The sequence below is a fragment of the Billgrantia antri genome (assembly GCF_017868935.1).
GTDB classification, from domain to species: Bacteria; Pseudomonadota; Gammaproteobacteria; order Pseudomonadales; family Halomonadaceae; genus Halomonas; species Halomonas antri.
Map to the genome: position 1 here is coordinate 1085333 of NZ_CP053383.1, position 23595 is coordinate 1108927.

Annotated in this window: 27 protein-coding genes and 3 pseudogenes; 8 read left to right on the forward strand and 22 right to left on the reverse strand. The window is 62.1% G+C overall.

Annotated elements, in window-relative coordinates; all coding sequences use genetic code 11:
• Positions 1 to 35: 35 nt before the first annotated feature.
• Positions 36 to 407 carry a histone-like nucleoid-structuring protein, MvaT/MvaU family gene (locus HNO53_RS05230; protein ID WP_209476789.1) on the reverse strand — a complete coding sequence of 124 codons (372 nt, stop codon included), beginning with the start codon at positions 405 to 407 and terminating at the stop codon, positions 36 to 38.
• Between the two features lie 237 nt (positions 408 to 644).
• Here HNO53_RS05230 and HNO53_RS05235 point away from each other — a divergent pair, with 237 nt between their 5' ends.
• Genes HNO53_RS05235 through HNO53_RS05255 form a run of 5 tightly spaced genes read left to right on the forward strand, consistent with a single transcriptional unit; the run spans position 645 to position 5433 of the window.
• Complete coding sequence (locus tag HNO53_RS05235) at positions 645 to 1079, forward strand: TIGR03757 family integrating conjugative element protein (RefSeq protein ID WP_209476791.1); 435 nt, start codon at positions 645 to 647, stop codon at positions 1077 to 1079.
• Positions 1076 to 2026, forward strand: a complete 951-nt coding sequence (locus HNO53_RS05240) for a TIGR03756 family integrating conjugative element protein (RefSeq protein WP_209476793.1) — start codon at positions 1076 to 1078, stop codon at positions 2024 to 2026. The genes HNO53_RS05235 and HNO53_RS05240 overlap by 4 nt, the downstream gene beginning before the upstream one ends.
• Before the next feature lie 28 nt (positions 2027 to 2054).
• A complete protein-coding gene (locus HNO53_RS05245) occupies positions 2055 to 3509 on the forward strand; it encodes an integrating conjugative element protein (RefSeq protein WP_242597546.1) in 1455 nt (484 codons plus the stop codon).
• A complete protein-coding gene (locus tag HNO53_RS05250) occupies positions 3509 to 3889 on the forward strand; it encodes a hypothetical protein (protein WP_209476795.1) in 381 nt (126 codons plus the stop codon). Before HNO53_RS05245 ends, HNO53_RS05250 begins: the two co-directional genes overlap by 1 nt.
• Positions 3889 to 5433: a conjugal transfer protein TraG N-terminal domain-containing protein gene (locus HNO53_RS05255; protein ID WP_209476797.1), complete on the forward strand. Its 1545-nt coding sequence runs from the start codon at positions 3889 to 3891 to the stop codon at positions 5431 to 5433. Before HNO53_RS05250 ends, HNO53_RS05255 begins: the two co-directional genes overlap by 1 nt.
• A 46-nt stretch (positions 5434 to 5479) precedes the next feature.
• Here the strand turns inward: HNO53_RS05255 and HNO53_RS05260 are convergent, their stop codons facing one another.
• Complete coding sequence (locus HNO53_RS05260) at positions 5480 to 5866, reverse strand: hypothetical protein (protein WP_209476799.1); 387 nt, start codon at positions 5864 to 5866, stop codon at positions 5480 to 5482.
• Positions 5867 to 5931: 65 nt separating this feature from the next.
• The gene (locus tag HNO53_RS05265) at positions 5932 to 6246 is read right to left on the reverse strand and encodes a helix-turn-helix domain-containing protein (protein WP_209476801.1); all 315 of its coding nucleotides are present in this window, start codon (positions 6244 to 6246) and stop codon (positions 5932 to 5934) included.
• A gap of 399 nt (positions 6247 to 6645) precedes the next feature.
• Here HNO53_RS05265 and HNO53_RS05270 point away from each other — a divergent pair, with 399 nt between their 5' ends.
• Positions 6646 to 7062, forward strand: coding sequence for a DUF4236 domain-containing protein (locus tag HNO53_RS05270; RefSeq protein WP_242597618.1), 417 nt, complete (start codon positions 6646 to 6648; stop codon positions 7060 to 7062).
• On the opposite strand, the pseudogene HNO53_RS21455 reads toward HNO53_RS05270, so the two are convergent.
• Positions 6994 to 7734, reverse strand: a pseudogene (locus HNO53_RS21455) (tyrosine-type recombinase/integrase); the annotation flags it as partial. The gene HNO53_RS05270 and the pseudogene HNO53_RS21455 sit on opposite strands and share 69 nt — an antisense overlap.
• A complete protein-coding gene (locus HNO53_RS05275) occupies positions 7731 to 8972 on the reverse strand; it encodes a site-specific integrase (RefSeq protein ID WP_209476803.1) in 1242 nt (413 codons plus the stop codon). The gene HNO53_RS05275 and the pseudogene HNO53_RS21455, both read right to left, overlap by 4 nt.
• A 247-nt stretch (positions 8973 to 9219) precedes the next feature.
• Here HNO53_RS05275 and HNO53_RS05280 point away from each other — a divergent pair.
• Positions 9220 to 9456 (forward strand): annotated as a pseudogene (locus HNO53_RS05280) (transposase domain-containing protein); the annotation flags it as partial.
• Positions 9457 to 10111: 655 nt separating this feature from the next.
• Here the strand turns inward: HNO53_RS05280 and HNO53_RS05285 are convergent.
• The 7 genes from HNO53_RS05285 to HNO53_RS05315 all read right to left on the reverse strand — a co-directional run bounded on the left by HNO53_RS05285 (position 10112) and on the right by HNO53_RS05315 (position 14695).
• Positions 10112 to 10570 carry a c-type cytochrome gene (locus HNO53_RS05285; protein WP_209476805.1) on the reverse strand — a complete coding sequence of 153 codons (459 nt, stop codon included), beginning with the start codon at positions 10568 to 10570 and terminating at the stop codon, positions 10112 to 10114.
• Positions 10563 to 11423, reverse strand: a complete 861-nt coding sequence (locus HNO53_RS05290; protein WP_209476807.1) for a WD40/YVTN/BNR-like repeat-containing protein — start codon at positions 11421 to 11423, stop codon at positions 10563 to 10565. Before HNO53_RS05290 ends, HNO53_RS05285 begins: the two co-directional genes overlap by 8 nt.
• A gap of 23 nt (positions 11424 to 11446) precedes the next feature.
• Entirely contained in the window at positions 11447 to 12190 is a 744-nt protein-coding gene (locus tag HNO53_RS05295) for a cytochrome c biogenesis CcdA family protein (RefSeq protein WP_209476810.1), read from the reverse strand.
• 397 nt (positions 12191 to 12587) lie between these two features.
• Positions 12588 to 13151, reverse strand: a complete 564-nt coding sequence (locus HNO53_RS05300; RefSeq protein ID WP_087720536.1) for a TlpA family protein disulfide reductase — start codon at positions 13149 to 13151, stop codon at positions 12588 to 12590.
• Positions 13152 to 13166: 15 nt separating this feature from the next.
• Positions 13167 to 13607 carry a DUF411 domain-containing protein gene (locus HNO53_RS05305; protein ID WP_209476812.1) on the reverse strand — a complete coding sequence of 147 codons (441 nt, stop codon included), beginning with the start codon at positions 13605 to 13607 and terminating at the stop codon, positions 13167 to 13169.
• A gap of 62 nt (positions 13608 to 13669) precedes the next feature.
• On the reverse strand, positions 13670 to 14365 hold the full coding sequence (locus HNO53_RS05310) for an SCO family protein (protein WP_242597547.1): 696 nt from the start codon (positions 14363 to 14365) through the stop codon (positions 13670 to 13672).
• A 75-nt stretch (positions 14366 to 14440) separates the two neighbouring features.
• Entirely contained in the window at positions 14441 to 14695 is a 255-nt protein-coding gene (locus HNO53_RS05315; RefSeq protein ID WP_209476814.1) for a hypothetical protein, read from the reverse strand.
• 256 nt (positions 14696 to 14951) lie between these two features.
• On the opposite strand from HNO53_RS05315, the gene HNO53_RS05320 reads away from it, so the two are divergent.
• Positions 14952 to 15383 carry a MerR family transcriptional regulator gene (locus HNO53_RS05320; protein WP_209476815.1) on the forward strand — a complete coding sequence of 144 codons (432 nt, stop codon included), beginning with the start codon at positions 14952 to 14954 and terminating at the stop codon, positions 15381 to 15383.
• Here the strand turns inward: HNO53_RS05320 and HNO53_RS05325 are convergent.
• The 10 genes and pseudogenes from HNO53_RS05325 to HNO53_RS21565 all read right to left on the reverse strand — a co-directional run bounded on the left by HNO53_RS05325 (position 15377) and on the right by HNO53_RS21565 (position 23586).
• The gene (locus HNO53_RS05325; RefSeq protein ID WP_209476817.1) at positions 15377 to 16108 is read right to left on the reverse strand and encodes a sulfite exporter TauE/SafE family protein; all 732 of its coding nucleotides are present in this window, start codon (positions 16106 to 16108) and stop codon (positions 15377 to 15379) included. The two genes, HNO53_RS05320 and HNO53_RS05325, sit on opposite strands and share 7 nt — an antisense overlap.
• On the reverse strand, positions 16109 to 16648 hold the full coding sequence (locus tag HNO53_RS05330; protein ID WP_199284340.1) for a protein-disulfide reductase DsbD domain-containing protein: 540 nt from the start codon (positions 16646 to 16648) through the stop codon (positions 16109 to 16111).
• On the reverse strand, positions 16645 to 17457 hold the full coding sequence (gene lgt, locus HNO53_RS05335) for a prolipoprotein diacylglyceryl transferase (protein WP_209476819.1): 813 nt from the start codon (positions 17455 to 17457) through the stop codon (positions 16645 to 16647). Before lgt ends, HNO53_RS05330 begins: the two co-directional genes overlap by 4 nt.
• Positions 17458 to 17519: 62 nt before the next feature.
• Positions 17520 to 18767, reverse strand: a complete 1248-nt coding sequence (gene ccmI / locus HNO53_RS05340) for a c-type cytochrome biogenesis protein CcmI (protein WP_209476821.1) — start codon at positions 18765 to 18767, stop codon at positions 17520 to 17522.
• Entirely contained in the window at positions 18764 to 19240 is a 477-nt protein-coding gene (locus HNO53_RS05345) for a cytochrome c-type biogenesis protein (protein WP_023005049.1), read from the reverse strand. The genes ccmI and HNO53_RS05345 overlap by 4 nt, the downstream gene beginning before the upstream one ends.
• The gene (locus tag HNO53_RS05350) at positions 19231 to 19755 is read right to left on the reverse strand and encodes a DsbE family thiol:disulfide interchange protein (protein ID WP_209476823.1); all 525 of its coding nucleotides are present in this window, start codon (positions 19753 to 19755) and stop codon (positions 19231 to 19233) included. The genes HNO53_RS05345 and HNO53_RS05350 overlap by 10 nt, the downstream gene beginning before the upstream one ends.
• Positions 19752 to 21741, reverse strand: a pseudogene (locus HNO53_RS05355) (heme lyase CcmF/NrfE family subunit). The gene HNO53_RS05350 and the pseudogene HNO53_RS05355 overlap by 4 nt, the downstream one beginning before the upstream one ends.
• A gap of 60 nt (positions 21742 to 21801) precedes the next feature.
• Positions 21802 to 22500: a TVP38/TMEM64 family protein gene (locus HNO53_RS05360; RefSeq protein ID WP_209476824.1), complete on the reverse strand. Its 699-nt coding sequence runs from the start codon at positions 22498 to 22500 to the stop codon at positions 21802 to 21804.
• Positions 22501 to 22557: 57 nt separating this feature from the next.
• Positions 22558 to 23388, reverse strand: a complete 831-nt coding sequence (gene dsbG / locus HNO53_RS05365) for a thiol:disulfide interchange protein DsbG (RefSeq protein ID WP_209476826.1) — start codon at positions 23386 to 23388, stop codon at positions 22558 to 22560.
• A 63-nt stretch (positions 23389 to 23451) separates the two neighbouring features.
• Positions 23452 to 23586, reverse strand: coding sequence for a hypothetical protein (locus HNO53_RS21565; RefSeq protein ID WP_023005305.1), 135 nt, complete (start codon positions 23584 to 23586; stop codon positions 23452 to 23454).
• Positions 23587 to 23595: the final 9 nt, after the last annotated feature.

Below are 23595 nucleotides of genomic sequence, written 5' to 3' on the forward strand. Positions count from 1 at the left end.
ACAGCCACGCACTTGGAAAGCAGGGCAGGCAGTAATCAGTCCTCAGTCCTCACGAGCCACCCCTCGACGGTCTCCGCACCGTATTCCTCCTTCCACGCCTTCAGCGTCTTCTGGTTGCCGCCGCGAGTCTCGACGACTTCACCGGTGTTGGGGTTCTTGTAGATCTTGAGCTTCCGCTTGGCGCGGCCGGTGCTCGTGGTACTGGCGGCCTTGGCGGCAGCCGGCTTCGGGTCCAGCAGCTTAATCACGTCGGCAGCTGACTTGTCGAACTCGCGCATCAGTGCCTCGAGCTTGTCCTTGAACTCCAGCTCGGCCTTGAGACGGTCGTCGTTCTTCAGCTTGTCGAGCTCTTCCTGGAGCTGCTTGAGCTGCTGTTCCTTCTGCATGTAGGTGTTGAGAATGGACATGCGTCTCCTCGCACTGGGTGAATGTTGAGGGAGAGTATGGTGGCAGTTCTTATTTGAATCAATACTCTTGGAAAGATAAACGAAGATTATTTTGGTTGTCGGCCTGATTATGGGGGTTGCGGAGGCATTGATGGCTGATTCAGAAAACACCCCACGGTCGAATTAATATTTCCTGATGCGGCTCACAGGCAGGTCCGGAATGCTGTGCCAGTTCCTTGATCTTCTGGAGTGGCAAGCATGGAGAGACACCACCCGCGCCGTTGGCTGGCCGCTTTCGGGTTATCCGCCTGCCTCGCAGGCCCTGCACTGGCTGAGCCAGCCATCGAAGTCTTTACCACTGCCGGGGAGCCGGCCGTCAATGTGCCCTCGGGCGTGGCGGTGATCGAACTCGACGCGCCCGGTCGCTTGGATGCCGAGTTGTCGCGTGATCTTCCTGCTGATCCCAATGTTGCGGAGGCCATGATGCGGGAGCGCATGGCGACTCCTGAGTGGCAGGAGACGGCCGACCGCTATGCCGATAGCTACCTCGGGCTGGCCAGGGCCTGGCAGCTGGGTATCGAGAAAGTCCCTGCCGTGGTGATCGATGGCAGCTATGTAATTTACGGGCAGCCGGACGTCGCCGAGGCGGTGAGAGAAGCGGAGCGTCTCTTGGGACGGGAGGGCCGCCGATGATGCCCCCCAAGACCGTGGGGGCCGTGCTGGGCGGCGTACTGCTGAGCCTGGGCGTGGCGGAGAAGCCTGCCCATGCGCTGACGACGCCGCAGATCGTCGCCTCGTCGCTCTCCACCCAGTGCCTGGACTACCAGGTCATCGGCATCTGTGTCTGGCTCAACTGCTCCTGGTCGGGCTGCTCGATCCGTACCTCGGTCCAGGTGCGTCACTACATCCCTGAGCTCGTGGTCTCCAGCTACGAGAACACCGGCGATAACCCCTGGTGGGAGGTGGCGGCGCTGTCGCCGCCTCTGGGCGAGGCGCTGGCCGGTGGGCAGAGCACGTCCGATGCCAGTCGGGCTCGGCACGAGCATCTGCGCTTCAAGAACGTGGACGCCATCGGCCACCCAGCCGGCGGTGCCTTCAGCAGCTTCGCCAGCGCCTTCGGTATGACCTGCGCTGGGGCAGCGACGCCCTTCCAGCCCTACCACCTCTCGACCCTGGATGCCCTGGCGTGGCGCAGCGGGATTCCCGAGTCGCTTTACCCCGAGGCGCTGACGCCCGGCATGCGTGAACTGGGGCAGCCCGGCGACCTGTGGGACAACATCTACCCGCGCAGCGGCTTCCTGACCCAGGTGCACGACTACAAGACCGCGGCGACCACCGCCCAGCGCTCCGCCGATATCGTCACCCGCACAGGGCAGCCCCATGTCTACACGCAGCTGGTCGCCTCTAGCCGCCCCGGTTACTGGCCGCCGGGGCCTGTCATCGAAGGCGACGCCTCGACCCACCGCTGGCAGATGCTGACCCCCAGCATGAGCAAATCCTGCCGGGTGTGGCCGGACCGCAGCGTGACCGACACCTATGCCGATCGCCTCGACGAAGGCGGTGACTATGCCTGGTCGCTGTGGCGCCCCTATCGCTGCTGCCAGCGCCGGGGGCAGACCCTGCTCTACGCAGTCCCCTGAAGGAGAGAGGACGATGAAAGGATCTCGCATGAGACGGTTCACCCTCACGCCGCTAGCCGGCGCCCTGGTCATGGGGCTGTTCGCTACTCAGGCCCAGGCTCAGTCGGCCGATGCGCTCTACTACCAGATCGGTGGCGCTTCGCCCTTCAGCGTCTCCGCCGGCCGGGGGTATGACCCCAACAGCCGTGGGCTCGGCATCAGCTGGAACATGAATGCCAGTTGCGGCAACTTCGATATCGGCGCCACGGTCTCCAACCAGCTCAACGGCGTCACCGATGGCTTCCAGAACCTGATGGGGCAGGTCGTCCAGAACGCTCAGGGTGCCGTGGCCTCTCTTCCCGCCATGATCATCCAGCGCGCCAACCCCGGGCTCTATGACCTCCTGAGCAACGGTGTACTGCAGGGGCGGATCGACTTCGACCGCGCCTCCATGTCGTGCCGCCAGATGTCCGAGCGGATGGCGGACATGGTCACCGGTCAGGGATGGCAGCAGATGGCCATGGCCGAGAGCTGGCAGAGCGCGGCGCAGTCCAACGCCGACGTCGTCGAGGCCCAGGAGCAGGTCGACCAGTCGGGCGGCAACCAGGGCGTGACCTGGGTGGGTGGCCAGCGCCGCGGCGGCCAGGATCAGGCGCCGATCCGCGTGGTACAGGACACCGCCCGCGCCGGCTACAACCTCCTGCATGGGCGAGACGACGCCACCAGCAATGCGCCCATCGCCGGAGGCGGAGGCGGCTGGGGGTCGGTGGCCACCAATGATGGTACTTGGATCGGTGGCGGTGGACTGTCAGCCCCTTCCGGTGGGGGTGGCTCAGGTACCGGTGGCGGAACAGGATCTTGCCTGGGCGGCATGTGCACGGTGTGGCAGAGCCCCGAAGAGGCCGCCGAATGGACTCAGACGGTGATCGGCGAGCAGTCGATCCGCACCTGCGACGGCTGCGAGCGAAGCGAGACCCAGGCTGGCAGTGGTCTGGTGCGCGAGCTGGAGCGTGAGCAGCAGGAGGTCTACGGCAAGCTCCTGAGTCTGGTCGACGGCAGCGAGCCGTTGACGCCAGATAACCTGCGCCAGGTCTCCGCCGGTGACGGCCTGACCGTGTCCCGTGGGGTGATCGAGTCGCTGCGCACCGACCCCGAGGCCTCTCTGTTGATTCACCGCCTGAGCGGCGAGATGGCCCTGGCCCGGACCCTGACCAAGGCGCTGTGGGCGCGCCGGCTGCTGCTGGCCGGCAGCAGTGACCCGGGCATCGCCGACAACGAGCAGGGCATGTCGGCGCTGGATCGCAAGCTGGTAGCCCTGGATCGGGATATCGAGTCGCTGCGCTCCGAGATGGAGATCCGCCAGGCGCTGGGCAACAGTGCTGCCGGCATCGCCCTGGAGCGAGCCTCTCGGCGCAGCCAGGGAGCCTCTCAGGGCGAGACTTTCCGGCCGGATGCGGCCCTGGACGGCCGCGGACGCCCAGCCGGCGAGGAGGGCGGCGACTGATGGCCCGATGCGCTTTCTCCTGGATGAATCCGGCTCGCTGGCCGTCGCTACTGGTCGCCATGGCGGTGCTGATCGCCATGTTCCTGCTCAGCGGGATCATTCTGGTGATCAGCGTGCGGCTGCTGGGTGGGCTCGAGGCCCACCATAGCGCCTGGCAGGCCGCCTGGCCGTGGCTGCTGGCCTGGCGGCTGAGCCTCTACGCCGCGCTAGCCCTGGTCTGGTGGCGTAAGGTGCGCCCCCGGGCGGTGGCGCGGTTGCGCCGAGATCATGACGACGGGCGGCAGGCGCTCGCCAAGCTCCGCCGGCTCGAGCTGATGGCCCTGGGCATCCTGGTCCTGCTGGAAGTCACCAACCTGATCAACCAGTTGGGAGGTGCCTGATGGGAGGCTTGCTTACCGCGCCGCTGGTGGTGTTCGACTACTTCGCCAACGCCATGACGCTGCTGGGCTGGATCATCAACAACGCCATCTGGAACGTCATGGTCGGCACCGGCATCGCCGCGGTGCCGTTCATTACCCTGGTGCTCTCCGAGTGGTTCAAGGCCCGGCAGGAGGGCGACGAGGCGGGGACCAAGGGCATCCTTACGGTCAACCGCATCGAGACCCGGCTCTACGCCATGATCCTGGCCTACGCCTTCACCTGCCTGCCGCTACTGCAGGTCCAGCTGGCCACCGCCGACATCGACGAGAGCCGCTCGCTGGAGTGCGGCACTCGCCAATTTGCCTCCGGCGGCTGGTCCGAGGGGGCGTTCGGGGCGACCGAGAATTCCATCGGTGGCCAGCAGGCCAGGATGCCGCTGTGGTGGGCGGGGGTGCATGCGGTATCGCACGGGGTCACCGCGGCGGCGATCCACGCGATTCCCTGCTCGACGGACTTCGAGTCGATCCGCATGGAGCTGGATCTGCACACTATCGAAGATCCGGGGCTGCAACAGGAGGTAGGGGAGTTTCAGCGCCAGTGCTTCGGCCCGGCGCGAAACCGGCTGCTGCAGGAGGGCGGGACCATTGAAGCGACACGTGCCATGGACGTGGACTGGATCGGCTCGAACTACTTCCAGACCACGCCCGGCTACTACGACAGCTTCTACGCCGGGCGGCCCATCGCCGGTTTCCCCTACGATGCCGACCGGGATGTCTCCCGGCCCAACACCGGCCCCGGCCTGCCCGGCTATCCCTCCTGCCAGGAATGGTGGTCAGCGGAGAACGTAGGCCTGAGGTCCCGGCTGCATGGCGAGGTGAGCACAGGATTCTGGGATGACTTCCGCAGCGTCTTCACCAGCAGCGAGGCCGAGGACTACGTGATCCGGCGCCTGGTCAGCCCCCGCTCGGGTGCGGCCAGCGGCAACCTCGATCAGGCCGTGGTGGGCTTTCGCGGCCTGGATGGCGGCAGCAGCTTCTGGGATGCCACCGTCACAGCCGGCTCCGCCATTGGCGGCACCCTGTCGGTCCTGCCCTTCCAGGCCGGCATGGACATGCTCAAGCAGGCGCTGCCGATGGTGCAGGGCATCCTGGTGATGGCCATCATCATCTGCCTGCCGTTCGTGATGGTCATCTCCAGCTACAGCTTCAAGGTCGCGGGCATGGCCACCTTCGGGCTGTTCGCCATGTGGTTCCTGACCTTCTGGTGGGAGCTCGCCCGCTGGATCAACGCCAACCTGGTCGACCTGCTCTACCACAGCGACGCCGCCAAGCTGAGCTGGCTCTCTGCCGCCAACAACCTCTACGACCGCATGGTGATGCAGTTCGTGGAGGGGATGATGTTTCTGGTGCTGCCGACGTTATGGGTAGGAGTGCTGAGTTGGGCTGGGATGCGGATTGGTAGCACAATCGGTCAGAGTGTTTCTCGGGGCTCTGAAGATGCTCAAGGAGCGGGCAGGTCAGGGGGTAGTAAAGCACAATCAACCGCCTCGGGAGGGAAGCTGTAGCGGTACCTTGGCCGATGAATCCTTGCAGAGCCATCATGTGATGGCTCTACACTTCATCATCCATACGCCAGCCACCGTAGTAATACCCGTACCCAGCATGGCCGTCCCTCCAGCCGTTCTGTCTTTCTACTTGATCTTCTTTCTCTTCAGAATCCGCAGCCTGCAGCACCCCTTGGGCCACGCCACCGGCCACCACGGCCGCACCACCGACCACCTTGCCGGCGCCACGAGCAATCCGCCTCCATCCCTCTGGGGTGGTGGCAGTCCGTGCGGTGGATTTGGCTGCACCGGCGGCGGAGTCGCTCAGCACGCGCAGCGATTCTGCTGTACTCGCCTTGGTTTGCCAGCCATCGGACCAGCCGTCCTGCTGATTCTGGCGATGTGCCTGCTTTCCAGCTGCGACGGCTCGGGCCAGAAGTGATTTCAGGGCCATGGCTTCCCTCCCTGGATACATCAGATCTCTAGCATAGACCCAGTATGGGGGAAGCTCCACTGGGGTCAGCTGAGGGATGCGAGATGCTCGATGGTTTCCGGGTATTTCTGAACCAGCCGGATCAGGGTCTTGGCCTGGGCGTTGGGCTTGGCGCGGCCCTGCTCCCAGTTCTCCAGCGTCCTGGGGTTGGTGCGCATGTACATAGCGAATACCGGGCGAGACATATGCAGCCGCTCTCGTAGCGCGATGAGCTCGCTGGCTGTGACGTCGGGAACCTCCTCCAGCTTGACGGAGTGGGAGCGCAGCGTGCGCTTGCCTTGGCGCTTATCTGCCAGTGCATCGAAGCCCTCGATGAGCTCGTCAAAGATGTTGCGGCCCATGGTCATGTCCTCGTAGTGACACCATCAAATCATACGCAGTTTGCGTGCACTTTGTCCTGCTACCGGTATCTGCGGTTCCCTTCCATGTTCAGGCCCTATCGGCTGAGCGGGGCCAGCAAAGGGTGAAAGGGCCAAAGGGTGGAAAGGTGGAAGGGAAGGGGAGCTGAAGGGGAAGGGGCTTGCCCCGAAATGCGCGATGAGTTGCAAACCCCAAAGGGGAAAGGGTAAAGAGTCGCTTCCGGGGCACCGGTGCTGCTCGACCGTGTCACTGCCGCTTTTGCACACGGCTGCCGTGCAGAAAGAATCCCCACTGCTGCAGAAAGAGCTGCTTCTAACCTGCTGAATCTGCTGTTTCTTACGCCGCTTTAGGTGCCCTGCCTTCAGCAAGGCTTCGCCGCAATGCAGAATGAAGCACTGTCTGTATCTACCGACAAGGAGGTCGCCGTCGTGGGCTTTCGCTTTCAGCGCCGCATTACCCTTGCTCCGGGCATCCGGCTAAATCTGAGCAAACGAGGCTTGGGGCTCTCGGTGGGCCCACGAGGGACCAGCCTCAGCCTGGGGCCGAGCGGCGTGCACGGCCATGCCGGTATTCCCGGCACCGGCTTGTCCTATCGGCAGAAGCTCAACACCCGGAACCGCCGCGTGTCTGGATCTAACGGTGGCGCCGGGCGCTCCAGTCCCGCTGCCACCCTGGATGCCCTGTTGGCACAAGGCGAGACGTTGCCAGAGGAGCGCACGGATGGCAAAGCGATGGCGGAAGTCGTGAATTCGGGGACCGGTGTGCTCGCCCGCTCGTCGCAGCCCTATCTCGCGTGACAAGCGCCAGAAGACACGATAGACATACTGGTGGAGCAAGCGGCCACCGCGCTCGGCCACAAAGAAGTGCGGCCCGCAGTGCGACCCGAGGTGAGCATCCCGCCGCTCGGCGTAGCTGCGTAGAGCCGCGCTGGTCGTCGGATGCAAAGGCACCAGGCGCGACTTACCGAACTTGCTCTGTCGGATTGTCAGCGCGCCTTGGTCCAGATCGACGTCGCTGCGGAGAAGCCCGGTCGCCTCGGACAGACGGATGCCTGTCACTGCGATCAACCCAAACAGATAATGGTAGGTCCATCGCCGCAGGCCTTTTGCAGGGGGTAGGGCCAGAGCCGCCCTCAATAGCGCGTTGATCTCTGCATCGCTGTAGACATAGGGTCTGGCGCGTTTCAAGGGCGGCAAGATCCCTGTGGGCGGCACCTCCGTCTGTGGGTTGAAGTTGGCGACATGGCGCGCGAAGCCACGCACATCGGTTAGTCGCAATACCCAGGAAGCGTGCCGTTCAGGCGGCAAGGTCGCCCAGGCGACAGCCAGCTTCGTGGTGATGGTCGCCGTTTCGTGGCGCTCCATGAAGGAGACGAAGTCGGCAAGCCGGCGCGCCTGATGTTGGTATTTGTATCCGAGCCCCTGGCGCATGCTCAGATACTGCTCGAGTGCGGACCGTAGACTGATCATTGCATACCTCCCGGCCAAGGAAGGCTCAATGTCCGAAGCGCCTCGACATCCACCTTCGCGTAGATGCGCGTCGTGTCATGGCTCTTGTGTCGCAGGAATTGGCCGATCTGCGACAAGGTCGCACCGCAACGGAGAAGCTCTGTGGCAAGGCTGTGGCGGAATATATGTGCCCCCTGGTGTGCGAAGCCACTGATTCCGGCACGCTTGAGAGCCGCCCTGGCGATCATCGTGATGGCGCAACCGGAGGCGAAGCCGGCATGGGGTGCCAAGGTGCGGAGAAACAGCCGGCGGCACGTTGAAGCCGGACGGTCATCACGGAGGTAAGCAACGACGGCCGCGCCGACATCTGGGGGCATCGGCATCCGTGTCTGCTGCCGATTCTTGGCGCGAATGAGCATCGTCCCAGATCGCCAGTCGATATCATCCAGGGTGAGGGTCGCGACCTCGTTGGCCCGCAATCCAACCTTGGCCAGCATCATAAGGATGGCGAAGTCCCGCCGCCCTGACGCCGCCGTTCGATCACAAGCATCAAGGACCGCCTGAACCTGCACGACGGATAGATAGGTCGGCAGGCTTGAAAGCTTCCATCGCCTGATGGAAGGCACACAGCCGGCAAGAGCGAGCAAGTTCGACCCACTATGGTAGAGGTATCGAAGAAAGGCGCGCAGCGACCAGCACATCGCCTTCCCCGAGGCCGCGCTTCCGTCCCTGGCGTGGCGCTCGACGTAGCAGATGACGTCCTCCTGCCCAATCTCGCCGAGATCGCTGTCGCCGCCAGGGCACACCTCGCGCAGAAACCGGCGAATGACCGGCAGGTGGCGGATAATGGACTTCGGCGCTAGCCCGCGTTCTTGTCGTAGATAATCTGCGAACTTCTCGAATATCTGGTCCTCCGGCGTGATCGGCGGCAGAGGCGCAGGTGGAATGAGGTCCGCCTGGCGCATCACCGACTGCAGCCGCTTGAGCGCCGCCCAGTCGCTTGGCTGAATAGATTGCTTGCGCGCTCGGTGCCTCAGGTATCGGTCGAGCACGCGCTCATCGAGATCGGTCAGCTTCAAGCGGCTTCTTGTGAGCCAACTCAGGAGACCGTCGACCAAGTTCAGGCCTCGCCACGTGCCTTGGCTAGCCAGCCCGTCCTTGACGAGACGCGCCGCGTAGAGCTCGATGAGCTGTCCGTGGGGGCCACTCTTCAGGCGTCGGAACAGCCGGCTCCTGCCCAGATACTCTTCTGCCACCATAATCCTGTTCTCCAGTGTTGAACGGAGATACAAGACTAACTATGCCGAACCCATCGTGTGCCATTCGCGCTGATTCTGGGGAAGAACGCCCCCGTTCGGCATAGTTCGGCGGACGGCATAAACGGCCTTATGCCGCGCGCGGCATAAGGCCGTTTCGATCAGGCTGTAGATCGCCGCGCTGGCCTGCGCACCACTCGGTGTGTGGCTGAATAGCCAGTTCCGGCGATTATGCGCAGCTGCGCATAATCGCCGGAACTGGCTGTTCTGTTGGAGCGAGATCGGCGCCGAGCATGTCGGTATCCTGCAGAGCCTGCAGAGCCTGCTGACCACCTGCCGGCTGCAGGGCGTGGATCCCTACACCTACCTGGTCGACGTGCTGCAGCGCATCGCCCTCCATCCGGCCTCTCGCGCCGAGGAGCTGACGCCGCGGCGCTGGAAGGCGCTGTTTGCCGACGCTCCTCTCCGGTCAGACATCGAAGAGTAAAACCAGACGTACTGGAATGACCGCTTACCCCGCAGAGGGGCGCAAGGCAAAGGAAGCCATGGCGAGCTGTGACGATGTTCTGGCAGAGATGGAGCTTCTTGAGCAAGTTGATCAGGCGGCAGCAGACCCTGTCATACTGACCATCGGGAGGAAGGAGAGATGACACGACCATCTCGTAAGGCGCGTTCAGAGGCGGCGATGGCCGGTTTGAAACGCAGCCATCAGCAGCGTCGCAATCGAAGCATAGTGATCGTGCGCCGAGCGATCAGTCGGCTACAGGACACTGGCTGCCCCGTGACACTGGGACGCGTTGCGCGCATATCGCGTGAACTCTCCGACACGAAAGTTGGTGTTTCCGCATCCATCATTCTTCGAAATCCTGAATGCCATCAATTATACGAAGAAGCCGCCCAACCCGTTCACCGGCGGCGTGCTGTTGGTTGGCCGCTTTCTCGCGAAGTGGAAAGTCCCACCGATGCGGAGCGTCGACGTATGCATTATTTGATGCGCCAAACCAAAGCTGAGCTGGCTGTCCGAATTATCGCTGTTGAGCGAGAGTTGGTGTGCTCGGAAAAGTCGAATGGAGTCCTGCACGAACAGATTATCCGGGATAAAATTGGGTCTATAATCACCTTTTCAGTTCCTAGCCCCACAGCTACTCACTTTGCGTCGGAAATGGAGCTCCTACGCTTTCTTCCGCCTGGTGGTGTCGTTGCTCCGATGTCCATAACGACTTGAGGAAATTAATCACAGAGCGGATCTCGGCGGGGGTCAGGACATCCTCGAAGGCCGGCATGGTGAGTCTTTCGGTCTTGTTCCAGGGATCGCGCCACCCCTCGGCGATGATCCGGTAGAGCATCGCATCGGAGTGTTTCCAGGTATGCCCCTCCGGCCCGTGTGGGGGAGCGGGCAATTCGCTCTGGGCATTCTGGCGCTCCCAGTTCGGCTGGCCCTCGCCCTCGCTGCCGTGGCAGCTGGCACAGTACTGCTGGTAGATCCTTTCTCCCTCTTCCAGCCGAGAGGTATCGCGCGAAGAGGGGCCACCCCCCGCCATGGCCTGCCCCGCTGCACTCATCAGCAGCCATGTTGTGACGAGGATCCAGCGCTTACGCATCGGGGGGTGTCCAGGTTTGGCCCTGATCTTCGCTGCGCATGAGTTCCCCCTCGCGATCCAGGGCATAGAGCGTTCCCTGCGGCGCGAGCGTAAGCGCGACGAGCGTCGGGCCATTACCCTTTACTTGCTGCCACTCCTGGCCGCCATTGTCGCTGCGCCACAGTCCTTGCTCCGTGGCTACATAGACGTGCTCGGGATCGTCGAGCTTGTAGGCCAGATCATAGACCCTGCCGGCATCGAGCTCCCCGGTCGGTCGCCAGCCGCAGAAGCAGTCCATCGACAGGCGAACCGCATCGTCGGACACCGCATAGAGCCAACCAGTCTGCATGCTCCCCTCCATATCGGAGTGGATGAGCCGGCGAACGGGTTGGGCAGGACCGCTATCCATCTTCTTCCAAGTCGTGCCGGCATCCTCACTCTGGTATAAGCCGTCGTCGGCAATCACCACATAGAGTGTCTCGGGCTGATGGCGGTGCACGTCCAAGGCGGTAACGTCCTGGTTAGGCAAGCCATCGTTGAGTTCCTGCCAGGTTTCTCCATGATCGGTGCTGCGCTGCACCCCGATCGAGGGGCCGGCGATATAGAGGGCCTGTTCGGCGGTTGCCGATACCGTTACCAACCGTCCCTCCGCTACTTCGTCGGGCAATGGAATCATCGTCCAGGCCGCCCGGCCATCCGTGCTTTCGAAAAGCTGGTTGGCCTGGACCTTGAGCAGCCGTTCGCCTGTTTGGTCATAACTCAGCGCTGGCAATGCCTCCTCGGCGGCCCCGGCCATACTGACGAAGCTCAGACTGGCCATGACCCAGCTCGTCAGTGACAGGGCACGCCAGAAGCGACTCGTGATCTTGTTCATTGCAATATTTCCTCGAATAATGGCTAGCCGATGCTGCCTAGCGCCGGGAAGGTGCGCAATAACCAATAGGACAGCTCGGTCAGTTTGCCGGTGATCATCAAGATGCCCATCAGGATCATGATCAGCCCCGCCGCCAGATGCATGACACGGCCCCAGCGGCGCAGGAATGGCTGGTGGTGCAGGAAGCGATCGAGCGACACCGCCGTCAACAGAAAGGGCACCCCCAGGCCCAGCGAATAGATGCCGAGCAACGCCATACCGCTCGAGGCATTGGCCGTCGAGGCGCTGACCGTCAGAATGGCGCCCAGAATCGGGCCGATACAGGGGGTCCAGCCGAAGGCGAACGCCACACCCAGGAGGTAGGCCGCACCAGGCCCTCCACCCGCTTCCTTGAGCCGGCCGATAAACCGCCATTCCCGCTGTAACCAATGCAGCGGAATGAGCCCGGTCATGAAGGCACCGAACAGGATGACGATGAGGCCGCCGACCAGGTTCGCCTCCTGGCGATAGATCAGCAGCAGGCGCCCGATGGCCGTGGCACTGGCGCCCAGCATCAGGAATATCGTGGTGAACCCGAGCACGAACCAGATCGACTGGGTCAACACCCGGAGTCGCTCCCGTCGATCCGCTTCCCGTATCTGCCCCAGCGAGCGCCCGGCGACGAAGGAGAGATAGCCAGGCACGAGCGGCAAGACACAGGGCGAAGCGAACGAGATCAGGCCCGCCAGAAAGGCCGTCGCCAGGCCGATATTGGCAAGCTCCAGCATCCTCCCCTATCCCGCGGCTAGGCTTGGAGCTTGGATATGGGTCGCTCGGTCGGCGCGTTGTGGTCCACTGCCTGGCGAGTGGTGGGCGCTTTCCCTGTAGACACCGCGGTAGAGGCTTCTACCCCGGCTTGCACGTCGGTGGCTTCACTCTGGTCAGTTGATTTGCCTGTCTTGTCCTTGCATTTCATCATGCACAGTCCTAATCCGCACATGACTAGACAAGGCAAGAGGCTCACCAGGAGAGGGGCGAGCCCAAGCAGGACCAACTGATCCCAGCCCATGGCAAGGCCACCAGCCACCGCCACAGCGCCCAGTAGCATCCAGCGGCGTGGGCCTGTTACCAGGCCTTTCAGTCCGGCTTTCTCTTGACTCTTTTGGGGCTTGTCGTCACAGCAACTCATGGCGCGTCCTCCTGGGTGGTTTCTATGGTTTCGGCAAGAAAGTTGATCATTTCAGGGGTATCCCACTCGGCCTCCCCGACCAGGCGTCCGATCTCTCTGCCCTGGCGGTCGAGCAGAAGCGTCGTGGGAATACCCACGGCACCCAGGTTCGCGCTGGCCATGCCGGTTGGATCGACGTAGGGAGCGAGATGCTCGATCCCCACCTCCTGATAGAATTCGTTGACGACTTCGATGCCCTTGCGGTCTATCGAGAGCGCGACGACCTCGAAATCCGTACCACCCAATTTAGCCTGGAGGGCATCCAGGGTGGGCATCTCCTCGCGGCAAGGGCCACACCAGGTCGCCCAGATGTTGAGCAGGATCAGCTTTCCTCCAAAGGTGGTCAGCGTCAGCGGGGTACCGTCGCCAGCCTCGAAGCTGATTTCCGACACCTCGCGTGGGCTTTCCCAGAGAAGAAACCCATTCGGCCCCACACGTTCGGGTGGTTCGGCGACGGCCGAAGAGGTGATCATTCCCCACAATGCCACCGCTACCCAACTGGTTCTGATCAGTTGTCTCATGACCAAGGCTCACCTTCAGTGGGTGGCGTAAACTTCAGGGGTATCGGTCGGCTGAAAGGCCAGGGTGTAGACCTCCAGTGGGCCCTGTTTCTCGCCCGACATCCCCGGTGAGCCAAGTGGCATGCCGGGTACGCTCAGGCCTTTGATGAAAGGTTTCTCTTCGAGTACCTGGGTGACGCTTTCCACGGGTACGTGGCCCTCGAAGACATAGTTGTCGATAAGCGTGGTATGGCAACCCTGCAGTTTCTCGGAAACATCGTGTTCGGCTTTCATCTTCGCGAGATCGTGAGTATCGATTGTCTCCACTTCGAACCCGTTTCGTTCGAGATACTTGGCATATTCGGCGCAACAGCCACAGTTGGGGTTCTTGTAGAGGGTTGCCGACGTCTCGGCTGCCAGTCCCGACAAGGGAAAGGACAGCAGCGCAGCCAGGGTGAATGTTTTCAGGTGTTTCATACGCTGAACCTCCATTGAGCTCGCGAGAACAGTTGATAGCAAGATCGCTATATCTCACAGTATTAATTGAAGGTGTTGACGACAGTATGGCGAATACGATCCCACACACCGGTGGATAATTCCTCTGGTCCTTCTGCCAACACCTTTACATAGGAAACTAAGTGCTCCGGATCGAATTTGAGCCCATGAAAGCGGGCCCGCATCCGTCCTGTTTGGTCGATGACATGAGTCACGACGCCATGCGCCTGGACGCCCTCGGCCACATCATTGAATCGAAGGCCATAGGCCTCCGCGACCTGGCGGGTGGTATCAGCAGGCTCATTTTCGGCCCGATAGAGAAAACGCCAGTTGGCGGGGTCCAGATCGAAATTTTCACCGTAGGCCCGCATGTTGTTGTGCGTGCCGGAAAAATCCTCGCTGTCGGTAGCGATGGTGATAAATTCAACATCATCTCGTAGGCCGGTATCGTTGACTCGCTCCTGCACCTCGGCAATCAGGTTCATATGCACCGGGCAGGCTTCCTGACAGCGCGAGTAGATGAAATTGAGCACCACGACGCTTTCTTCCAGGTCGGAAGACGACACGGTATTACCGTCTGTATCGGTCAACGAAAATGCCGGCGCTGGCTGGTCGACGAATTGGGCGTAGCGTTCCCGCTCTTGCAGCTCTGCCTCGGCATCTTCGAGGGAATGGGAAAAGGAAGGAGAACTGGTCATCAATGCTAAGACAAGTAGTGGTGTATAGAGCTCTTTTTTCACGTACCGTCCTCCCCTCGCGTTATCCAATCCTAGCAGAGGCCGCTCCTATGCGAAGCAGCCCCGGCCAATGCCACTTCAGGCGTTGCTATCGCCCTCATGACCCTGTTGCATGCTTTCCATCATGGCATTGCAGTTTTTCATCATGGTATTCATTTCACTCATCATTCCCATCATGTCGTGCATGCCGCCCTCCTGCATCATGTCGCCCTGCATGCCCTTGCCCTCCATTGGCGCCTGCTGATTCTCTTCCTGCGCAAGAAGCGAGCCGGCACCGAAGCCGCTGGCGACGATGATGGCGGCAGTCAAGATCGCCGTGTGACGTTTCCGCATGACACTTCTCCTCTATCTTCCTGGGAATCACCTTTCCACCAGCAAGGCTGATGGACGGCCTGGCTTCGATTTTTACCCGGCAGCGGCGCTGCTTGCTGGAAAGGTATCCTTGAAGCCCACTTCAAGGTCAAGCCCTTATTTTTTGGCGCCCCGCGTCATGCGGGCGGCCACCCATTGAGCGCTATAACCAGGCCTTGACCTTTGGGCGGCCGCACGGTTGTAGGCTGACTGCAAATGAGTAGGTGAGGAAAAGGCAATGCGAGTCACTGAACTGGCTCGGGCTGGTGGGGTCACTGCGGAAACGGTACGCCACTACACCCGTGAGGGGTTGTTACGACCGCAACGGGACCCGCGCAACGGCTATCAACTCTATGACGAGGAGGCACTGGGTCGCCTGCGTCTCATTGATTGCCTTCGCTCGTTGGGAGTCGGTCTCCCAGACATCAAGAAGATATTGACCTGGGCGGACCAAGGCAGCCCTCTGCTTAGCGATACGTACGCTCCCCTGGTTGAACAACGGCCATACATTCGCTCGCGGATCCATGAACTCCAGGCGATAGCGCGATGGCTGGAAAGCATCGACCACGATGATGGTTCCGAGGCCCCTAGCCTGAAGCAACTGATCGAAGCGCTGGGATCGGCGAAATCCGCTATCGTCACGGATGGCCCGTGCGGTTGCCATCAGTGATGCGACGGCGCCATGCTGGCCATATCGTCCATGCCGGTCATGGAGTGCAGATGCCAGAGTTGCCAGACGGCAAACGCTATGATCAGCAGCGCCGCCAGCGTGCGGGTCGCTGGATGGCGAATCCATAGCGAGACGCGGCGGGCTGCCATACCGGTCGCCAGGACGACGGGGAGGGTGCCGAGACCGAAGGCCCCCATCATCGCCGCGGCGCGTAGCGGCTCGGCCACGGCCAGACTCCAGGCCAGCATTGAATAGATCAGCCCGCAGGGCATCCAGCCCCAGATCGAGCCCAGCGCGAAGGCCTGGGGCACCTTCACGACGGGCATCAAGCCTCGACCAAGCGGTTCGATACGCCGCCACAGCGAGCGACCCAGGACCTCGACACGCAGCAACCCCTTCCACCAGTTGGCGATATACAGCGCCATCAGAATCAGCATGACCGCCGCCAGGATACGCAGCACCAGGGCGATGCCGTCCAGGGCATGATTGAGCACTGAGCCGAGTAGCGCCACCAGGGCGCCGGCGATCATGTAACTGATGATGCGACCCAGATTGTAGCCGAGCAACAAGCCGGCCAGGCGTCCCGGCTGCCGCATGCTGGGGGGCACGGCAAAGGTCAGGGCACTCATGATGCCGCCACACATGCCGATGCAGTGCGCCCCTCCGAGCAGGCCGAAGACGAAGGCCGCCGCCAGCGGCGGCAGGCTCAGGTCGGTGGGATCCATTCAAGGCGCTCCTTCTTCGCTATCCCCAGTATCACCAGGGGGAGAATCAAAGGCTGCCGGAGGGGAACCGTACAGCGCGTCGAGCTCGACCTGCTCGGGCGGATAGCAGAGTCCCCGGTCGGAACACCCCTGAAAGGTCACCGCGATGGCCAGCGGCTCGGCAGCGGTGTCGCTCGCCTCGATGGGCGCACTGAATACCACCTGGTCATAGAACACCTCGATTTCCCCCAGAGACGCGTGCACCATGGGTTCGCCGGGGGGAATTGCCAGCTCACCGAAACTGACGCCCGGAGAGCGACTTTCCAGTGCAAACCGATGGCGGTGGAGGTAATAGTCCTCGGCAATGACGAAACCGACGTAGAGCCGCCTATCGTCTCGCCAGGCGCTGGCCCGGAAGGCTTCTTTAGCCGCCAGGAATTCCCGTTGAGCCGAGGTACCGAAGGGGGAGCTCTTGCCACTGCCCGCGGGAAACTCTCCACGGGCCGCTACCGGTGTGGCGACGAACAGCAGCACCAGCAGAAAGGTGAAGGCCGTGTTCATGAGGCCGCCGCCGTTTTCGCCCTATCCACTGGCTGACGCATTGACCAGACAACCAGAGCCAGCCCCGCGATGAGCATCGGCAGGGTCAACAGCTGCCCCATGGTCAGCCAGCCGAAGGCGACGAACCCTAGGTGAGGATCGGGCAGGCGCACGAACTCCACGGTGAAGCGGAAGGCGCCATACAGCACCAGGAACAGCCCGGAGATGAGGCCCCGCTGGCGCGGTCGGCGCGACAGCCACCACAGCATGACAAACAGCACCACGCCTTCCAGGGCGAACTCATAAAGCGCTGAAGGGTGCCGCGGCTCCGGCCCCAGCCCCATCATGGGGGGGAAGACCATGGCCCAGGGAACGTCACTGATACGTCCCGGTAACTCGTGATTGATGAAGTTGCCGAGGCGCCCGGCGCCCAGGCCGATCGGCACCAGCGGGGCGATGAAATCGGTCAGCTGGAAAAAAGCCAGGCGATGCTTGCGGGCAAACAGCAGGGCGGCGATGAGCACACCGGCAAGGCCGCCATGGAAGCTCATGCCCCCGTCCCAGACCCTGAAGAGCCACAAGGGGTTGGCCAGCAACTGGTCGAGCCCATAGAACAGCGCATAGCCCAGGCGGCCACCCAAGATGATCCCCACGGCAGCGTAAAAAATCAGATCGCCGATATCATCGTGACTCAAACCCAGGCGATGGGCTCGACGACGCCCTAGCCACCAGGCGGCGGCCAGCCCGACCACATACATCAGGCCATACCAGTGAATCTGCACGGGCCCCAGGGAGATGGCCACGGGATCGATCTGCGGATATTGCAGCATGAGTCTTCCTTATGTTCTGGCAGCCAATGGATGTTGCCGGATTAAGTTGCGATAGGTCTGCATTACTCGACGACGCGATCGATGGTGACGTCGATCGGCGAGTCGGCCTCGCCGAGTGTCACCGGCCCCGCCTCGCCGATCAGGTCGCCTGGCTGCGGGGTGGCCTCGCCCGACGCGGAGACGCGCACCGTCAGGCGCAGCTCGGCAACCTGGGAGAGCCGTGCTTGGGGCGCCATGGCATCGTCGTCGTCGAGTGTCACCTCGAGCGGTAGGTCGGCGACCGTGGCCCGCTCGATGGCCAGCGGCGGCAGTTCGCCGGCCACGTCGCGGGCGACGACGAACACCGTGTCGCCCGGCGCGGCCCACTCGCGGAGCGCTTCGGCGAGGCCGACCCTGACCGCGAGCGACGCGCCGTCCTGCGCGGCCTGATGGGCATCGACCTGGTCGGACGAGGCGTCCAGGCGCTGTTGTGCCACGGCAATGCCCTCCCGCAGCGCTTCCGCCGAGCCGGGGTCGTCGAAGCCGGCGATCGCGCGTCGCCAGTAATCGATAGCCTCTTCATAGCGGGCGCGATCGAAGGCATGGATGCCCAGCATGCCGAGCACCGTCGGCTGACGCGGATCCTTGTCTAGGGTCTCGTCGACCAGTGCCTGGACCTCCTCGGTCATCGAGCGATTGGCGACGAAGAATTGGATCTGTGCCAATTGCGCCAGCAGGGAAGGCTGTCGACCCTCCAGCTCAATCAGGCGCTCAAGCGCGGCGATGGCATCACGTCCCCGATTGCTGTCCCGGTACAGCGGAAACAGCGACATCCACACCTTGGGATTGTCCGGCTGTCGCTTGGCCTGCTCCTCGAGCCGCTCGATCAGCATCGCCAGCGAGCCGTCAGGCGAGTTGCGCACCTCCTGATGCACGGCATACAGTGCCAGATCGCCCTCGGCGCCTTCCCGTTGATACCAGAGCAGACTGGCCACCACCAACGCCACCATCACCAGCGGCACCAACAACCGTCCGGCCTGGGGGGATTTGAGCGGTGTGCGTCGGCGTACCTGGGTATCCTCGAGCAGGCTGCGTTCGAGCTCCAGCCGACCCTCCTCGACTCGCGCGGTGTCGAGCTCGCCGCGTGCATGGGCCGTTTCCAGCGAGGCCAGGCGCTGACGATAGACCGCCACGTTCTGGGCATCGGTGCGCTGCTTGGTTTCGAAGGCCTGCTGAGCATCGTGCAGCGGGCGGGTCCGTCTCAGCGGCAGGATCACGAGCCACAGGGCAGGCAACAGTAACAGGGCGATGCCCAACCAGAGCAGATTCATTCGCTCCCCTCGCGGTTAAACAGGGCATTGAGGTACTCGCGCTCCTCGGCGCTGAGCGCTCGAACCTGGGCATGCTTTCGTTTGCGGACGAAGACCGCCACGATAAACCCCCCGATCATCACCAGCACGAACGGCAATCCCCATAGCAGCCAGGTACGCTCGTCGAGTCGCGGGTTATAAAGCACGAATTCGCCGAAGCGTGCGACCATGTAATCGAGGATTTCTTTATCGGATCGCCCTTCGCGTAACAAATCTGCAACGCGTTCGCGCATGTCGGCAGCCACCGGGGAATCCGAGCTGTCGATGGCCTGGGCATCGCATTTGGGGCAGCGCAATGAGGCAGTAAGATCACGATAGCGCTCGGCCATTACTGGCCTCTCGAAGTCACGCACCTCGATAGCCGAATCCGCCAGCACAGGGACCGACGTTATCAACAAGAGCAACAGCAGGCCGGCCCGGGTCATCAACGCCATTTGCCCACCTCCTGCACGACACGTTCGACATCCTCGGGAGTGATATAGCCCGTGTGCTTATAGCGAATGATGCCCTCGGCATCGACGAGGAAGGTCTCCGGCACACCGTAGACGCCGAGCTCGAACCCCAGATCGCCATCCGGATCGAAGATATTGACTTCGAAGGGGTCGCCGAACTCGTCGAGAAACTCCCGCCCCTTGACGCGGGTGTCCTTGTAGTTGATGCCGACCAAGCGCACGCCGCGCTCAGCGAGTGTCAGCAGCTGGGGCATTTCCTCCTTGCAGGTCGGGCACCATTCGGCCCAGACATTGACCAGCGTGACCTGCTCAAGCAGTAGGGACTCATCGACCCGGGCATCGGGATCCTTCAGTGTCGAGAGGGTAAAGGCCGGAAACTGCTGGGCCAGCAGTGCCGAATCACGGGCACTGGGATCCATGGTCAAGCCGCGATAGAGAAAGAAACCCAGTCCCAGGAAAACCAGCAAGGGGAAAAGCAGTAACAGTCGCCGTTTCATGTATGGACCTCACGGAGGAGAGTGGAGTCAGCTGCCACTGAGCGCTGACGCCGATAGCGACGGTCCGCCACCGCCAGCAGACCGCCAGTGGCCATCAACAACGCCCCCAGCCAGAGCCAGCGTACGAACGGCTTGATCTGGATTCGCATGGCCCAGGCACCGTCACCCAAGTCTTCGCCCAGCGCCACGTAAATGTCCTGCAGCAGCCCAGGGCGAAGGGCGACGTCGGTCATGGGCTGACCGCGGGCAATATACAATCGCTTCTCGGGCCGTAGGGTGGTGACATGCTGGCCATCACGTGCCACCTCAAGGGTTGCCGTATCGGCCAGGAAATTGGGACCGCGGCGCTCGCTCAGGTCGGTCATGGTGAAGCTGTAGCCGCCTATCTCGACACGCTCCCCCACGGCAAGACGTACGTTACGCTCGATGGCATAGTTCGACACCATGGCCACGCCCACGATGGTGATGGCCATGCCCAGATGGCCGACTACCATGCCCCAATGCGCCAGCGACAGCTTGCGCAAGCCGGCCAGGGGTGAGGAGGCATGGCGGGTCTTGTCGAACAGGTCACGCATCAACGCCAGCACGACCCACAGGGCCATGACCAGCCCCAGCGCCACGGCGGCGTTCCATTCTCCGCCGTAGATGAACGGCACCGCCGCCGCCATGATCAGCGCGGCGATGCCGGACCAAAGTAGTCGGCGCATCAACTCGCGCCCCGCCATCTGCTTCCAGCGCGCCACGGGGCCCAGCCCCATGAAGGCGCAGAGCAGCACGGTCAGCGGCACGAATAGCGTATTGAAGTACGGTGGGCCGACGCTGATCTTGCCCAGCCCCAGGGCATCGAGAATCAGCGGATAGACCGTGCCCAGCAAAACGGTCACGGTCATGACGACCAAGAGGATATTATTGATCAGCAACAGCGCATCACGAGACAACCAGCCGAAGCCCACATTGCCGCTCATCCGCGGCGCACGCAGGGGCAAAGATCAGCAAGGAAGCGCCCACCGTGAACCCCAGCAGTGCCAGAATGAAGATGCCCCGTGACGGGTCATTGGCGAAGGCATGCACCGACGTCAGCACCCCGGAGCGCACCAGGAAGGTGCCCAGCAGCGACAGCGAAAAGGTAAAGATCGCCAGCAGGGCGGTCCAACTCTTGAAGGTGCCACGCTTTTCCGTGACTGCCAGCGAATGGATGAGCGCCGTCCCGGTCAGCCAGGGCAGGAACGAGGCGTTCTCCACCGGGTCCCAAAACCACCAGCCGCCCCACCCCAGCTCGTAGTAGGCCCACCAACTACCCAGCGCGATGCCCATGGTGAGGAAAGCCCAAGCAATATTGGTCCAGGGCCGCACCCAGCGTGTCCAGGCGGCATCGAGCCGTCCTCCCAGCAAGGCAGCGATGGCAAAGGCGAAAGCTACCGAGAAGCCCACATAGCCCATATAGAGCATGGGGGGATGGAAGATCAGCCCGACGTCCTGTAGCAGCGGGTTGAGATCGGCGCCGTCCTGAGGCACTCCCGGCAGCAGACGTTCAAAAGGGCTCGAGGTGATCAGGATGAACAGCAAGAATCCGGTGCTGACCATGCCCATGACCCCCAGGACACGGGCCAGCATGTCACGCGGCAGGTTGCGCGAGAACAGGCTGACGGCGAAGCCCCAGCCGCTGAGGATCAGGCTCCATAGCAGCACCGAGCCTTCGTGCCCCCCCCACACTGCCGTGAGCTTGTAATACCACGGCAGCATCGAGTTGGAGTTGTTGGCCACATAGGACACGCTGAAATCGTCGAGCAGGAAGCTCGCGGTCAGGCTGGCATAGGCCACCAGCAAGAAGGCGAACTGCCCCCATGCCATGGGCTCGGCGAAGGCCATCCAGAGTGGGCGGCGGAGCGTGACGCCCGCTAACGGAGCCAGCGCCTGTATAAACGCCAGGCCCAGCGCCATGATCAGCGCGAAGAGACCGAGTTCAGGAATGATTCTGACGAGCATAGGGATTCCGTCTTGAGTCGCGTGATTTCTTGGGTCGAGGCGATCGGCCTCTTCAGACCGTCAATTCGAGCTAGTCCGTCGCTTTCGATGCCGAGTCCACACAACTCTCGCCAGGAGCGGCAGGAGCGTGACCCCACTCGCGAGGATCAGCGCGACCGTGAGGCCACGGGAGTCGGCGGTAATCAGGACTTCGCCGAACATGACGATCAAGTACGCCGTCGGAACCACCCCGGCCAGCGTGGCAATCAAGAAACGCCAGAAGGCCAGCGGTGTCAGGCCCGCCGCGTAGCTGACGGCATCGAACGAAATGAATGGCACCAATCGCGATGCGAATACGACGAGCATCAACCCCGTCTGAGAGCGTTCTCTGCCCAGCCAGTCGAGGATGGGACGAGTACGCGACCAGCGATGGATCACCTCATAGCCGAGCAGGCGGGCGATGCCGAAGGCGAGCAACGCGCCGGCCTCGGCACCGATGACCACATACGCCGTCCCCCATAGAGGGCCGTGGATCGCACCGGCCACCATGGCGATCGGCCCACTGGGTATCGGGCTCATGACAATGGCCGCCATCATCATGGCGATAATGGTCAATGGCCCCCAGACACCCAACTGACCAACCCACTCACGCAGAGCCTGCTTATCGGTGAGCGTCGATAAGGCACCGGTCTCCATCAGGATCCAATAGAGGGTCACCAAGCCAATCAGCACAGAAGCTCCCAATATGAGCCTGTGCTTTACACCGAGCGTGCTTGCCATACTCATCTCAGTTGTGTGAGATGACATCTCATGTCACCCCTGTGCCGTTATGGCGTGTCATTCGACACCCAATATGTTGCGAAGCCGGTCGGTCGACACCGCACCATTGATGCGCTGCACATTACCTTCTTCATCGCGGTAATAGCTGGTCGGCGTTCCCGTGGCGCCGGCCTCGCGCATGAGCTGGGCATGCCGCCTAAGAAGCGCTCGACTCTCCTCCGACGGCACCACCGGACTGATGCCGCCATTGCGGAAGTTCAATTCATGGGTTTCGAGGGCTTTGGTTGGGTCATTCGACTCAAGGATCGCGGCCGCCTTGCGGAGACTGTCCTCTGACAGAACGCCGACCAGCACATGACGAAGCTGAAGCTCACCTTGATCGATTAGAGACCGTGAGCTCTTCCACAGCGCATTGCAGTAGGGACAATTGGGGTCGGTCAGCGTATACACGACATGTGATGCATCATCATCTCCTTCCGGAATAAAGCGAGTGTCCTCGAACGCGCTCCAGGTAGCTTCCAGCATCGGTTCCAGCACCAGAGCTTGAAGTTGATTTTCCATTACAGCGTTGCCCTGAGGATCAATTAAGGTACCGATGATGGCGTGGTCGGAAGTGGAGGGAATATAAGCCGCCACGGGCTCATTATCATAGGACAAGGCATAACCTTGTATATCTCCCGGGGCATTAAAGGTTCCGTGGAATTTGAGTCCTTGATCCAATAATGCCGTAATCGATGCGGGCAGGGGTGTTCCAGTATCGGCTGTACTAATGGCCTGGTGGCCTTCAAGAGAATCGCCCCCCGTTTCCTCCGCCAGAGCGGGGAGCGTAATGAGACCGAACAGCCCTACAACAGCAAGGCAATAAGTGGAGTAGATGATTTTCTTCATGAACGGCCTCTTCATCGCTCTCTGATCAACCCGGGGAATCGAACCTGTCGTAGCGATTGGTTGTCAGCTATCACGCTTCTTTCCGAAGAACAGATACTTGGCGAGCGCGGCGACGCCAAGCACCAACGCAATAATCAGCAGGATGGAAATGAGCCCCATCCCCGCCATCCCCCACGTGCATGCTTCGCTTCCCATCATCCTGGTCTC